At 65.3% G+C, this 13,736-nt stretch carries 9 protein-coding genes and 1 pseudogene; 6 read left to right on the top strand and 4 right to left on the bottom strand.

What is annotated here, in order from left to right; translation table 11 throughout:
* Positions 1 to 65 precede the first annotated feature (65 nt).
* The gene (locus tag AB8841_RS09975) at positions 66 to 740 is read left to right on the top strand and encodes an HAD family hydrolase (RefSeq protein WP_370435703.1); all 675 of its coding nucleotides are present in this window, start codon (positions 66 to 68) and stop codon (positions 738 to 740) included.
* Positions 741 to 1,008: 268 nt separating this feature from the next.
* On the opposite strand, the gene AB8841_RS09970 is transcribed toward AB8841_RS09975, so the two are convergent.
* Positions 1,009 to 1,344: a hypothetical protein gene (locus tag AB8841_RS09970; protein WP_370435702.1), complete on the bottom strand. Its 336-nt coding sequence runs from the start codon at positions 1,342 to 1,344 to the stop codon at positions 1,009 to 1,011.
* 124 nt (positions 1,345 to 1,468) lie between these two features.
* On the bottom strand, positions 1,469 to 2,353 hold the full coding sequence (locus AB8841_RS09965; RefSeq protein ID WP_370435701.1) for a CoA ester lyase: 885 nt from the start codon (positions 2,351 to 2,353) through the stop codon (positions 1,469 to 1,471).
* 65 nt (positions 2,354 to 2,418) lie between these two features.
* On the opposite strand from AB8841_RS09965, the gene AB8841_RS09960 reads away from it, so the two are divergent.
* The 5 genes from AB8841_RS09960 to AB8841_RS09940 all read left to right on the top strand — a co-directional run bounded on the left by AB8841_RS09960 (position 2,419) and on the right by AB8841_RS09940 (position 10,646).
* Entirely contained in the window at positions 2,419 to 3,162 is a 744-nt protein-coding gene (locus AB8841_RS09960) for a DUF429 domain-containing protein (protein WP_370435700.1), read from the top strand.
* Positions 3,159 to 4,097: a threonine/serine dehydratase gene (locus AB8841_RS09955; protein ID WP_370435699.1), complete on the top strand. Its 939-nt coding sequence runs from the start codon at positions 3,159 to 3,161 to the stop codon at positions 4,095 to 4,097. Before AB8841_RS09960 ends, AB8841_RS09955 begins: the two co-directional genes overlap by 4 nt.
* 17 nt (positions 4,098 to 4,114) lie before the next feature.
* Positions 4,115 to 4,795, top strand: coding sequence for a carbonic anhydrase (locus AB8841_RS09950; protein WP_370435698.1), 681 nt, complete (start codon positions 4,115 to 4,117; stop codon positions 4,793 to 4,795).
* A 112-nt stretch (positions 4,796 to 4,907) separates the two neighbouring features.
* Positions 4,908 to 5,726, top strand: coding sequence for a hypothetical protein (locus AB8841_RS09945; protein ID WP_370435697.1), 819 nt, complete (start codon positions 4,908 to 4,910; stop codon positions 5,724 to 5,726).
* Between the two features lie 132 nt (positions 5,727 to 5,858).
* Positions 5,859 to 10,646 carry a beta strand repeat-containing protein gene (locus tag AB8841_RS09940; RefSeq protein ID WP_370435696.1) on the top strand — a complete coding sequence of 1,596 codons (4,788 nt, stop codon included), beginning with the start codon at positions 5,859 to 5,861 and terminating at the stop codon, positions 10,644 to 10,646.
* Between the two features lie 222 nt (positions 10,647 to 10,868).
* Here AB8841_RS09940 and AB8841_RS09935 read toward each other — a convergent pair.
* Both AB8841_RS09935 and AB8841_RS09930 read right to left on the bottom strand, forming a co-directional pair.
* Positions 10,869 to 12,084, bottom strand: a pseudogene (locus AB8841_RS09935) (IS701 family transposase).
* 495 nt (positions 12,085 to 12,579) lie between these two features.
* Complete coding sequence (locus AB8841_RS09930; protein ID WP_370435695.1) at positions 12,580 to 13,611, bottom strand: aspartate-semialdehyde dehydrogenase; 1,032 nt, start codon at positions 13,609 to 13,611, stop codon at positions 12,580 to 12,582.
* Between the last annotated feature and the right edge of the window lie 125 nt (positions 13,612 to 13,736).

Raw genomic sequence — 13,736 nt, 5'->3', positions numbered from 1 at the left:
ACATCCTGAAGGGCGCGGCCCGACGGCCGTACCCTTCGTTTTCGAGACAAAGGCAGAGAAGCTCGATGATTTCCTCTCGACCGGCGCGCCGCCCTGCGGCCGTCCTCTTCGATTGCGATGGTGTCCTGGCCGACAGCGAACCCCTCGTGAACCGGGTGATCGCGGCGGACCTCACCGTCCGGGGGTGGCCCATGACGCCGGACGAGGCGGGCCACACCTTTCTCGGAACCGCGCTGCCCGACATGGTGCCGCGGATCGAGGCGGTGGTCGGGGCATTGCCGGCGGACTGGATGACCCTGATCTCGCACCAGGTGGCCGCGGTCATGAAGGAGGAGGTCGAGCCTGTCTCGGGAGCGCCGGAGGCCCTCCAGGCCATCGCGTCGCACGGACTTCCGATCGCCGTCGCGTCCAACTCGACCCGTCTCGAGCTCGGCACGAAGCTGCATCGTCTCGGTTTCACGAGCCTGTTTTCAGGACGCGTCCTCTCCTTCGAAGACGTGCCGCGGCCCAAGCCCTGGCCGGACATCTACCTGGCAGCGGCGCTGGCCTGCTCCGCCGAACCTGAGGATTGCGTGGTCGTCGAAGACAGCTTGCCCGGCGTGCGCGCCGGGATCGCCGCGGGCTGCCGGGTGCTCGGCTTCGCCAAGGAACTCGCTTGCGAGCAGCTCGAGGCGGAAGGCGCGCATCCCTTCACGGATATGAACCAGCTTCCGGCTCTCCTGGGGCTTGGGATCGACTGACGGGCCATCCTCTCACCATCCACTCACTTGCCGGCTCCATTGGACCGGGACGGAAGCCCTGCGGACTAGAGCCTTTTCCATGAACTTCGGTTCACGGAAAAGGCATTTGTTGTTTGAGAAAGACGCCTTTTCTTCGCAAAACCGGCATCCACTTTTGCGGAAAAGGCTCTAGAGCAAGCATTCTGACGGGGTCAGAATGCTTGCTCTTTCTCTTTGGCGAAGCATCGTTTTTCGCGAAGAACCGGTTCCCACTTCTTCGCACGATGCTCTAATCTTTCGAAAGAGCGTTGCGGTAGTCGTTGACGAGCTTCTGGAGCTTGGCCGCCTCTTCAGCGATCCGCGGCTCTTTCTCAAGCACGGGTCGCGAAGCCCCCTCTTCGATGGCCTGCCTCCATTGCTCGTTCGCGTGCGCGACGGCCTGCGCGAAACGCGCCGGAAGGGTGAGTTCCCTGTCGATGACGGAGCCGAGATCGGCGGCATCGATGCCCGGGAACCCTTCGCCCGAACGGTCCGGAAGGTGGGACGCGTTCGAAGGACCGGCGCCCCCGACGACCTGCGCGAGGTCCTCGTCGGTCAGCGTCGTCAGTGAATTGTCTCTTGCCATGGTCCTGCTCCCCCGAAAGCCATAGCCTTTTATAGCAAGGCTGCCGGCCGGTGCCAGATAGGAAAGAATGGCTCGCGAGATAAATCGGCGAGGGAGCGGCCCATTCGGACCGGGATCACGCCACTCACGATTCTTTCCGCGCGATCGCCTCCGCCAGAGCCAGCGTCCTTTGCGCCATGTCCGCATGCAGCCGTTCGACCATGCGGCCGTTATGGCTGACAGCGCCCCTGCCGGCATTCTCCGGCATTTCGAACAGGGCGACGATCTCGCGCGCAGTCTCGACCTCCTCGAGTGACGGCGCGAAGATCTCGTTTGCGGCCGCGATCTGGCCGGGATGAATGACCGTCTTGCCGTCGAAGCCGCAATCGCGTCCTTCCATGCATTCCGCACGCAGGCCGGCCTCGTCCGACAGGGTGTTGTAGACGCCGTCGAGGATATCGAGGCCGTAGGCGCGCGCCGCCGCAAGCGCCGTCATGAGCCAGGGCAGCATCGCGGCGCGTCCGGGGACGAGGCGCGCGCGGGTGTCCTTGGCGAGATCGTTCGTGCCCATGACGAAGCAGGCGAGACGCGACCCGTCGTTTTGCGCCGTTGCCGCGATCGCCTGCGCCTGCAGGATCGCGAGCGGCGTCTCGACCATGGCCCAGATGCGGACTTTTTCGGGCGCGCTGAGGATATCAAGACGCCGGCCCGCCTCCAGCACATCTTCGGGCGAAGAGACTTTCGGAAGCAGGACCGCATGGGGTGCGGCCCCGGCGGCGGCGGCGAAATCCGCCTCGCCCCAGGGCGTCTGGAGGCCGTTGACGCGGATCACGAGTTCCCGCGGTCCGTAGCCGCCCGCCGTCACGGCGGCGCAAACCGCATCGCGCGCCTGCGCCTTCAGGTCGGGCGCGACCGCATCCTCGAGGTCGAAGATCACGACGTCGGCGGCAAGCGTCTTGGCCTTCTGGACGGCGCGGGCATTCGAGCCCGGCATGTAGAGGGCGCTACGGCGGGGACGGATCGCGATCATGATGGTTCCTCGTTGCGCAAACGGTTGTAATCAGGTGCGCGGGTGGACGCAAAGGGGAGCAGGCGATGTGGGTCGCGGGCGTGGATGGCTGCCGGGCCGGATGGATCGCGGCGTTCATGCAGGTGGGCCGTCCCGCCTCGGCCAGGATCGCCGTCGCGGCCGATCTCGTCGCCATCGTCGACGCGCCCGAGCGGCCCACCGTGATCGCGGTCGACATGCCCATCGGTCTGCCCGAGGAGACGAGAGGGTCGGGCCGGATCCCGGAACAGCTCATCCGCCCTCTCCTCGGGCAGCGGCAATCCTCGGTCTTCGCCATTCCCTCGCGGCGGGCGGTCTATGCAAAGGATTACGGCGAAGCCTGCGCCTTGGCGCTCGCCACATCCGATCCGCCGCGAAAAGTCTCGCGGCAGGGCTTTGGCATCTTTCCCAAGATCCGCGAGATCGACACGCTGCTGCGGATCAGGCCCGTCCTGACGGAGACGATCTTCGAGGTGCATCCCGAACTCGTCTTCTGGGCCCTGAACGGAAGAACGGCCCTCGACCAGCCCAAGAAGGTGAAGGGCGTTCCCTTCGCGCCCGGCCTGCACCTGCGCCGCTCGCTGCTGGCGCAGTCCGGACTCCTGGGCGAGGCGCTCGTCGATGCGGCGCCGCCGAGGGGCGCAGCGGCCGACGACCTGCTCGACGCATTGGCGGGGTTGACCGTGGCGCTCGATCTCGCGACAGGTGGAGGGCGATCCTTTCCCGATCCGCCCGGCCGTGACGCCCACGGCCTGCCGGTCGCTATCTGGACGCTCAGGGACCCGTCATGACCATCACCCGCGCCGATATCGAAGAAGCTCATGCCCGCATCGCCCCCCATATCCGCCGCACCCCGCTCCTCAACGCGCCGGGCGCCTTCGGACATGACGGGCCGGTGAGCCTGAAGTTGGAATTTCTGCAGCATGCGGGCTCCTTCAAGACCCGCGGCGCCTTCAACACGCTCCTGTCGAAGCCGATTCCGGCCGCAGGGGTCGCGGCGGCCTCCGGCGGCAATCACGGCGCTGCGGTGGCCTATGCGGCACGCCGGCTCGGCGTGGCGGCCCGCATCTTCGTTCCAGAGATCTCGAGCCCGGCGAAGATCGCCGTGATCCGCTCCCATGGAGCGGAGGTGGCGATCGGCGGCGCCCGCTATGCCGATGCGCAGGATGCCTGCGACCGCTACGTCGCCGAGAGCGGCGCCCTTCGCGTCCACCCCTTCGCGGCCGAGAGCACCATGACCGGTCAAGGCACGGTGGGCCTCGAATGGGAGCAGGACGGCCCCGCCCTCGACACGGTTCTGGTGGCGGTCGGCGGGGGCGGGCTCATCGGCGGCATCGCGAGCTGGTGGGCGGACCGCGTGAAGGTGGTGGGCGTGGAGCCCGAGGGCTCGCGCGCGCTTCATGCCGCCCTGCAGGCGGGCCGGCCCGTCGACGTGGAGGTGGATTCGGTGGCGGCCGATTCGCTCGGAGCCCGCAACACGGGCGATCTCGTCCATGATATCTGCAGCCGGACGGTGGACCATGTGGCGCTCGTCGCCGACGAGGCCATTCGCGATGCGCAGCGGGTTCTCTGGCGCGACTATCGCATCGCTGCGGAACCCGGCGGCGGTGCCGCACTGGCGGCATTGATCTCGGGGGCCTATAAACCCCGAGCCGGCGAGCGGATCGGCATTCTCCTGTGCGGAGCCAATGTCGAACTCGTCAGACTCGCCGAACTGACCCATTAACAGCCAAGGAACTGCCCATGTTTCCCCAGCGCCTCACCGATGGCTACCGCTCCTTTCTCGACGACCGCTTTCCGCGAGAGAAGGGGCGTTTCGAGGCTCTCGCGGAAAAGGGGCAGTCGCCGGAGACCATGGTGATCGGCTGCTGCGACAGCCGGGTCTCGCCGGAGGTGATCTTCGACGCGAGCCCGGGCGAGCTGTTCGTGGTGCGCAACGTGGCGAACCTCGTGCCGCCCTTCGAAACCGGAGGCGACTTTCACGGAACCTCGGCGGCGCTGGAATTCGCCGTGCAGGCGCTTCGCGTGAAGCACATCGTGGTGCTCGGCCATGCCCGGTGCGGTGGCGTGCGTGCCTTCGCGGATGACACCGCCCCCCTGTCGCCGGGCGATTTCATCGGCCGGTGGATGTCCCTGATCAAGCCCGCGGGTGAACGCCTCGGCCCCCCTCCCGGCAAGCTCGACGAGTACCTGCCGCGCCTCGAACTGGCCGCCGTCGAGAACAGCCTGACGAACCTGATGACTTTCCCGTGCGTGCGCATCCTGGTGGAGCGCGGGAAGCTTCAGCTTCACGGCGCCTATTTCGGCGTGGCCACGGGCGTCCTGCTGGTGCGCGATCCCGAGACCGGAGAGTTCAAGCCTGCCGTGGAGGACGTTCCCGCACGCGTGTCGATGTTCTCTGCCAGAGATGCGGGGCCGCTCTAACGGCCCGATCGTCAACTGCACGTGACAAGCGGTCGCCGCGGCGGTCGACACGGAACGATCGGTTTCGCCCCGGGTTCACCGACACCACGGAGATCGTGTCGGGAGTCGATCCGTGTCGCGTCGCGGCAGGACTCATTCGGGCACCTGTGCCATCGCCGTCGCCAGTCTCGTCTGCGGATTGCATGCCGCATCGCTGCCACTGGACGCGCAGCCTTTGCCCTCGTCCGCCGATCAGCCGCAGGCCGATCCCGGCATTGAGTTCCAGGAGCGGTTTTCTCCCGGCATCCGGGCTCAGCCGGTCTTCACCCGCCCCGACGTTCAGGCCCTGATCGCCTCGCTGCCGCCTTCGGCAGGGGCTCCGGGGTCGTCCTCAGGTCCTCCCGCCGCCCTTGCGGCCGGTGCGGAGGCCGAACCGCAGCCCGCGCAGAGCACGGCTTCCGTCGAGCCCCGCAAGCCCGGCCCGGAGAGCCCCGCGGCCGCTCCGGAGCCGCAGGCGGAACCCGATATCCCACCGCCCCCCTACCCTCCTGACATTGCCGTCTCGTCGATCAACCCGCCGGGCGAATCCGCGAAGGCGACGCCCCGTCCCGCGCCGAGGCATGTGTCGGGGAATAGGCCGAAGAACCTGGCCGCGAAGCACGGCGCCCGGTTGGGCGGGGCGAAACGACAGGTGCGGCACGTCGTCGCCGCATCGCCGATCCGTACCGGAGCCATTACGGCTTCTCACGCGGCCGCTCCGGCCGCTCCGGCCGCGTGCCCTGCCGGAGCCCCGTGCGTCTCGCAGGATCAGACCTTCGGGATCTTCTTCGGATTCCTCGCAGGCGCTCTTCTCGGAGGGCCGATCGGCGCCCTGGTGGGGGGAGCGATGGGATCGGCCGTCACGGCCGCGCCCACTCAGGGGACGGGCTCCGGCCATGCGGCAGGGCCGTAGCCGGGAGTCTGTCGCGGGGGCGGGCCGGCTCCGTCGTTCCGAAGGCGTTTCGGGTGTCACGTTGACGAACTATTGATATTATATAACATATAAGCGATCTAGACTTGATGTCTGCGATCGCGAGCTCCCATCATGACGATCCTCTATGTTTTGGACCTCCAGAAAGAGACGCAATATGTCGGATCGGGCGACCATCTCATCGTTACGCAGGCAGGTCTTATCCTCAACCCCGGCAACGATCTCGCCTATGCGGTCTCGTACTTCGAATTCAACGACTATTCCGCCGTCTCCGTGTTCGGGCAGATCTCGGGGGCGATCGCCGGGATCAACTTCAGCAACCAGTACAGCACGGCTTTCGTAGGATCCACGGGCTTCGTCCATGGGGGCGAGACGGGCATCGACATCGGCAATGGGGGCCGGGTCTTCAACAACGGTCAGGTTCAGGGCGACCGGATCGGCATCTTCGCCAGCTATGCCGACGTCGCCGTTGCGAATAGCGGCGTGATCTTCGGCGAAATCGGCATTCAGGGTCTCGCATCGCTCGATGTCGACAGGACGGAAGTCGGAAATACCGGCACGATCGTCGGCATCACCCACGGCCTCTGGCTCGACAACAGCAGCCGGACCACCAATGCGGGCACGATTCAAGCGATCGGCGGCCCGGACAGCATCGGCGTGTGGCTGGGCACCAGGGCTTCCCTCTTCGGCCTTCCCGCCTCTCTGGCGACGCTCGCCAACACGGGAAGAATCATCGGCGGCACCGCCGTTCAGGGCGGCGACGGACGAGAGGCGATCCGCAACGGCGGCATGATCGCAGGCGACATCCATCTTCTCGGGGGCGACGACATGTTCGACGGGCGCGGCGGAACGGTGATCGGCATGATCGATCTCGGCGACGGAGACGACACGGCCCATGGTGGCGACGGGGACGATACCCTGACCGGCGGCGATGGTGACGATGCCCTCCACGGCGAGGGCGGGAGCGACGTTCTCGAAGGCGGTGCCGGGAACGATACGCTCGATGGCGGCTCGGGTATCGATGACATGGTGGGCGGCCTCGGCGACGACACCTACATCGTCACCGACGAAGGCGACTGGGCCCAGGAAGAGGCCGGGGAAGGCACCGACACGGTCGAGACCTCGATCTCCTTCACGCTTGGGCCGCATATCGAAAACCTCATCCTCACGGGAACGGGAGATCTCTCCGGCACCGGGAACGACCTCGCCAACGTCATCACCGGCAATACGGGCAGCAACGTTCTGGACGGGGCTGCGGGAGCCGACACGCTGATCGGCGGGCTCGGCGACGACGTCTACTTTGTCGACGACGTAGGCGACGCCGTCATCGAAAACGACCGGGAGGGAACCGACGGGGTCGCTGCCTCGATTTCCTTCGTGCTGGGCGATCACATCGAGAACCTCTTCCTGATCGGCGAGGACGACATCGATGGCACGGGCAACGGCCTCGACAACACGATCATCGGAAATACCGGCAACAACACGCTCGACGGTGGCGCAGGCGCCGACACCCTCGGGGGCGGCGCGGGCAACGACACCTACATCGTCGACGACGAGGGCGACGCCGTCGGCGAGAATCCCGGCGACGGAACCGATACCGTCCGGGCGTCCATCTCCTACAGTCTCGGTCTTTTCTCCGCTCTGGAGAACCTCGTTCTCACCGGATCGGCTCATCTGCGCGGCGAGGGCAACGAAGTCGCCAACGCGATCACGGGCAATGAGGGCAACAACACGCTCGATGGTGGCGCAGGCGCCGACACGCTGACCGGCGGGCGCGGCAACGATACCTACATCGTGGACGACGCAAGCGACGTCGTCATCGAGAACGAGGGTGAAGGCACCGACACGGTCGAAACCTCCCTCTCCTATACGCTCGGGGCGAATGTCGAGAACCTCGTCCTGACCGGCGAGGCCGACATCAACGGCACCGGCAATGCTCTCGTCAACGCGATCACCGGCAACGACGGCAACAACGCCCTCGACGGCGGTACAGGCGCCGACACGCTGACCGGCGGGCGCGGCGACGATACCTACGTCGTGGACGATCAAGGCGACGTCGTCGTCGAGAACGAGGGTGAAGGCACCGACACGGTCAAAGCTTCCGTCAGTTACATCCTCGGAGGCAATATCGAGCGCCTTGAGCTGACGGGGGCGGCCGACATCAACGGCACCGGCAACGGGCTCGCCAATGCGATCACGGGCAACGATGGCAATAACATGCTCGACGGCGGCGCAGGCGCCGACACGCTGACCGGCGGGCGCGGCGACGATACCTACGTCGTGGACAATACGGGCGACGTCATCGTCGAAAATGGCGGCGAAGGCACCGACACGGTCCGGGCCTTCGTGTCCTTCTCGCTCGCTGACGAGGTCGAATGCCTGGTTCTGGCGGGATCGGGCAACCTCAGCGGCAACGGGAACAACCTCGCCAACACCATCAAGGGCAATGCCGGCAACAACACGCTCAACGGCGCGGCCGGCGCCGACACGCTGATCGGCGGTCTCGGCAACGATACCTATGTCGTCGACCATGAAGGCGACGTTGTCATCGAGGAGGACGATCCCGGCAACGACCTCGTTGTGGCCACCGTTTCGTTTACGCTCGCGGCCCATATCGAACGCCTATCGCTAAGTGGGAGCGACTCTATCGCCGGCACGGGAAACGGCCTCGCCAACACCATCAGGGGCAATGTCGGCAACAACAGGCTCGACGGTGGAGCGGGCGCCGATACGCTCGTGGGCGGCAGGGGCAACGACATCTATATCGTCGACGACGCGGGCGATGTGGTGACCGAGAGTGCCGGCGGGGGAATCGACACGGTCGAGACCTTCCTCTCCTTCACGCTCGGAGCAAATGTCGAGAACCTCGTCCTGACGGGAGCCGCCGATGTCGGCGGCACCGGCAATGCTCTCGCCAATGCGATCACCGGCAACGACGGCAACAACATGCTCGACGGCGGCACAGGCGCCGACACGCTGACCGGCGGGCGCGGCGACGATACCTACATCGTGGACGATCAAGGCGACGTCGTCGTCGAGAACGAGGGCGAAGGCACCGACACGGTCCGGGCCTCCGTCAACTTCACCCTCGGAGCGAATGCCGAGCATCTCGTCCTGACGGGAGCCGCCGACATCCACGGCACAGGCAACGACCTCTCGAACGTCATCACGGGTAATGGCGGCGATAACGTCCTGACCGGAGGAAAAGGCAACGATCTCCTGGACGGAGGAGCGGGTCGGGATGTTGCGGTGTTTTCGGGAGCGCGGACGAATTACGTCATCGCCCGGCAATTCGACGGCACCCTCACGGTGACCGACAGCCGCGTCGGCGGCGACGGCCAGGATACCTTAAGCAACTTCGAGTCTCTGCAATTCACGGACGGGACGATCTCCCTTTCGCCCTCCTCGCCGACGGCGCCCGTCGTGCAGGGCACGGTCCGCACGATCGACGAGAACGCCGCCCCGCAGACGGCCGTTGCCGTGGTGCGATCGCCCGATGTCGCGGCGGGCGAGATCGCCTATTCCCTCGTCGGCAATCCCGGAAACAGGTTCGCGATCGACCGGGCGGGCGGGACCATCACGCTGATCGGCGCGGTCGATTACGAGGCGGGGCCGAACGATGATCCGGATCTGCAGACCGAGTTCGGCGGCACGCCCCAGGAACGCAAATTCTACCTGCTCACCGTGAAGGGGACCGAAACCGCGACCGGCTGGGAGACGCAGACGACGACCCTCAGGGTCTACGTCACCGACGTGAACGAGGCGCCGACCGGCGTTTCGTTCAGCCCGGCGAATGCCGTCCGCGTCAACAGCAGGGCTGGGGACGATGTCACGACCGCGACGGCGCAGGATCCGGATACCGTCCATCCCGAATTCCAGGTCAACAAGTTCCGGTTCACCGATGCTCTGGCCGGATCGAACGGTTTGGTCAGTCAGGATGGCCTGTTCAAGATCAACGCCAATTCGGGTCTGATCGAACTGAACCGCGACGCGACGGCTGCCGACGCAGGCAATCATACGCTGAAGGTTCAGGCCTATGACGGGAACTTGGTGAGCCCGGTCGTCGATTACGTTGTTCGTGTCCTTGGTGCGGACGAAAATCCGCCGCCAGCGAACATCGCCTTCACGGACAACACGGTTCGCGAGAATTTAGGGCGTGGCAACATCATCGGCCGGTTCACCGCAACGGACACGGATGCGCTGACCTGGACCCTGGTCGACGATGCGCAAGGGCGCGTCGAGTTGGGCAGCAATGGCACGCTGCTTGTCAAGAACCAGACGAAAATCGACAGCGAACTCGCCCCCACTTTCGATGTCGTGGTCGATGTCTTCGACGGTACCACCACCGTGCGGTTTACGAAGACCATTACGATCCTGAATCTCCAGAAGGAGACGGTGAACGGGCTGTCGACCAGTATCCCGGGGATCGGCATCGACGATTATCTCAGGGGAGGAGCCGGCGACGACACGCTGAACGGCAGTATCGGTAACGACACCCTGAGTGGAGGCGGTGGATCCGACCGCCTGAACGGAGGCGCAGGTGACGATGCATTCCGATTTGATGCGGCTATCACGAATCTGAACACGGACAAGATTGTCCAGTTCGACCTGAAGGATCCAGGAAATCCGGCCGTGAATGGTGACCGCATTGAATTGGCCCAGAGCCGTTTCACAGGGATCACGGCGGCTGACGTGGATAGTGGCATCTTGAAGGCCAGCGTCTTCCATGCAGGGACGCTCGCAACGGCGCAGGCGAACCACCGCATCGTCTACAATCAGGCGACAGGGGAGATCTGGTACGACCGGGATGGTTTCGGGGTAGGAGTGGCGGCCAACCTGATCGCCACGATCATCAGCACGACCAAGCCGGCTCTCACAAACGAGTACTTCCATCTCATCTAGCGCAGGACATGTCGAGGGCGGGCTTTACGGCTCGCCCTTCAATGAAATATAATAGCGCATCATATACCGGAGCCGAGGGCTGGGCATTCCAACATCAGATCTGAAAGGGGCTCCTAATACTACAGCCGGGGTTTGCGCCGGTGTCGGGTTCGTTTGCTCCAGTGGCAGTCACGGGCCCGTTGCTGGTGCCGTCGTCGCCAGACAGACCAATGCGCGACAGCCTCAACCGACGGTAGCTGCTCCCACACCAGATGCCAAAGCAGCCGTCGCACTTCCGGTACGGTGAAGGGTACCGGTCCCGCCGCGTGCACGACGAGCTCCTCTCCCCCCGATGGCGTGCCGCCGCACGACGGTGATATACGCATGCGCCAGCATCGACAACGTGATGTGGCGATGCCAGCCCGTCCACGAGCGCACCTCGTACTGATCAAGCCCGGTTTCCCCCTTGGCCTCCTCAAAGCAAGGTTCAATCGTCCAGCGCTGGCCTGCCACGCGCACCAGCGTGGTCAGCGCCGTGCCTACAGGCGCCCAGGTGAGATAGAACGTCAACTGATGCGGCCGGCCCCTCGTGCGCCGGATCAACAAGCTGGCCTGCCAGCCGGTCGGCGGGAGGCCGTAGGGCAGATAGGCCCAGTCATACAGCCGCGGCCCTTTGGCGCCATCGCCGGCACTCAGCCGCGGCCAGCCTCTCGCCGGCACGTCCTCAAGCCAATCCTCGACGTGCTTAAAGCCGAGCCGCTGGGCCGAGGTCACTGCCAGCACATAGCCACACCCATGCGCCTCGACTAGGCGCCTCGACCAGGCGCCGCGTCTGGGAATCGGCGCCATAGCGGCTGTCGCCCACCACCCCGGCACACGGCACGCCGGCCGCAAACGCCCGCTGCAGCATGGCTTGCCCTTGCTTCGGCTTGGTGGCGAACATGACCTCGTCCGGCACGCCGGCTTGCATGCGGCGCGCCGCATCGAAGGCCCAAGTCTTGGGCAGGTACAGCGCCCGATCGATGAGCGCATGGCCATACCGGCTGGCATAGGCGAGAAATACCCCGATCTGACTGTTCTCGATGCGGCCTGCGGTGCCGGAGTATTGGCGTTTGACGCCGACAGACTTGTCGCCCTTCTTCAAGAAGCCCGTCTCGTCGAGCACCAGCACGGCCTCGGGGTCGCCGAGATGCTCGACCACGTAGGCGCGCAGATCATCGCGGACCGTATCGGCATCCCAGCGCATGCGGGCGAGGAAATCCCGCACGCCATCGGGGGTGACATCGCCGGCGGCTTCCGCCAGATGCCAGCCGTTCTTCCGTTCAAGCGGGGCGAGCAATCCCCGCAGATTGGCTCGGGCCCGTCAACGCGGCTCGATCCGGCTGAAGCGGGGAGCAATCCGAAGGCACAGATCGTCCAACTGGTTGGCCCAGCGGTGGGCCTCGCTTGCATGCGTCATGGCACGACACCTCCGTGTCTAGGACAACGCGCAAACCCCGGCTGTAGTACTAGAGCATCGGACGCCAAAGTGGGGACCGGTTTTGCGTGGAAAGGATGCTCGAAACCAAACTGTTGAAGCCGTCGGACGTGGGTTCGATTTCACGTCCGACGCTGTAGCCATTCATCGTCATGGCCGTCCCGGACTTGATCCGGGGATCAGTCCCGGCCATCCACGTCTTGGGAACGACTGCGCCACAAAGACGTGGATGCCCGGCTCAAGGCCGGGCATGACGAGAATGATGCTCCCACGATAGAACAGCGCATCGAACGCGGGCAGTGGGAACCGGTTTGCGTGAAAAGATGCTCAAGTCCAAAGACTGACAGCATCGGATCTGGGTTCGATGTCACGTCCGACGCTGTAGCGGCAGGAGCGGCGGCGCGGGATCCCGCGCCGCAGGGCCGGAAAACGACGGGGGGCGCGGCACCGGGCCCGCTCCCGCCTTTTCATCTTGGATCAGGCCGCCTGCTTCTTCGCCTTCAAGAGGCCGCGATTGGCCATGGCTTCGGCGATCTGCACGGCGTTGAGCGCCGCGCCCTTGCGCAGGTTGTCGGAGACGCACCAGAAGGCGAGGCCGTTCTCGACGGTGATGTCCTCGCGGATGCGGGAGATGTAGGTGGCGTCCTCGCCCGCCGCCTCGTGGGGCGTGATGTAGCCGCCGGGCTCGCGCTTATCGACCACCATGATGCCGGGCGCGGCGCGCAGGATCTCGCGAGCCTCGTCCGCCGTGATCGGCTTCTCGAATTCCACGTTGACCGCTTCCGAATGGCTGATGAAGACCGGCACGCGCACGCAAGTGGCGGTGAGCTTGATCTTCGGGTCGAGAATCTTCTTGGTCTCGGCTACCATCTTCCACTCTTCCTTCGTGTAGCCGTCCTCCATGAACACGTCGATGTGGGGGATCAGGTTGAAGGCGATGCGCTTGGGAAACTTCTTCTCCTGCACGTCCTGCAGGGAATAGAGCGCCTTGGTCTGACGGTCGAGCTCGTCCATGCCGTCCTTGCCCGCGCCGGACACGGACTGGTAGGTGGCGACGACCACGCGCTTGATGGTGGCGCGGTCATGCAGGGGCTTCAACGCCACGACGAGCTGGGCGGTCGAGCAGTTCGGGTTCGCGATAATGCCCTTCTTGATCTCGCGCAGCGCCTCGGCATTCACCTCCGGCACCACCAGCGGCACCTCCGGATCGTAGCGCCAGGCCGAGGAGTTATCGATCACCACCACGCCCTGGGCGGCGATCTTCGGCGACCATTCCTTGGACACTTCGCCGCCAGCGGACATGAGGCAGAGGTCGACGTCGGAGAAGTCGTAAGTATCGAGCGTCTTCGTCTTCAGGGTCTTGTCGCCGTAGGACACTTCCGATCCCTGGCTGCGGCGGGAGGCCAGAGCCACCACTTCGTCGGCCGGGAAAGCCCGCTCGGCCAGAATGCTCAGCATTTCGCGGCCCACATTGCCGGTCGCACCGACGACGGCGATCTTGTAACCCATTGGACTTCTCCTGTTATCGCTCTCCCCGGGACTTGTCATGAACCCTTTTCGGGTGTCGCCTCTCGCCCCGACGGGAGAGAGGACCGGGGACGACGAGGCTTATTCGGCCGTCGTTTTCACGGCCG

This window comes from Microvirga sp. TS319 (genome assembly GCF_041276405.1).
In the GTDB taxonomy this organism is placed as follows: domain Bacteria; phylum Pseudomonadota; class Alphaproteobacteria; order Rhizobiales; family Beijerinckiaceae; genus Microvirga.
Note: the sequence above shows the minus strand (reverse complement) of the source record. Positions and strands in the feature narration are given on the sequence as shown.

Coding starts and splice junctions, on each gene's coding strand:
- AB8841_RS09950 (WP_370435698.1), top strand. CDS start 4,115: ATGTTTCCCCAGCGCCTCACCGATGGCTACCGCTCCTTTCTCGACGAC.
- AB8841_RS09940 (WP_370435696.1), top strand. CDS start 5,859: ATGACGATCCTCTATGTTTTGGACCTCCAGAAAGAGACGCAATATGTC.
- AB8841_RS09955 (WP_370435699.1), top strand. CDS start 3,159: ATGACCATCACCCGCGCCGATATCGAAGAAGCTCATGCCCGCATCGCC.
- AB8841_RS09965 (WP_370435701.1), bottom strand. CDS start 2,353: ATGATCGCGATCCGTCCCCGCCGTAGCGCCCTCTACATGCCGGGCTCG.
- AB8841_RS09970 (WP_370435702.1), bottom strand. CDS start 1,344: ATGGCAAGAGACAATTCACTGACGACGCTGACCGACGAGGACCTCGCG.
- AB8841_RS09975 (WP_370435703.1), top strand. CDS start 66: ATGATTTCCTCTCGACCGGCGCGCCGCCCTGCGGCCGTCCTCTTCGAT.
- AB8841_RS09960 (WP_370435700.1), top strand. CDS start 2,419: ATGTGGGTCGCGGGCGTGGATGGCTGCCGGGCCGGATGGATCGCGGCG.
- AB8841_RS09930 (WP_370435695.1), bottom strand. CDS start 13,611: ATGGGTTACAAGATCGCCGTCGTCGGTGCGACCGGCAATGTGGGCCGC.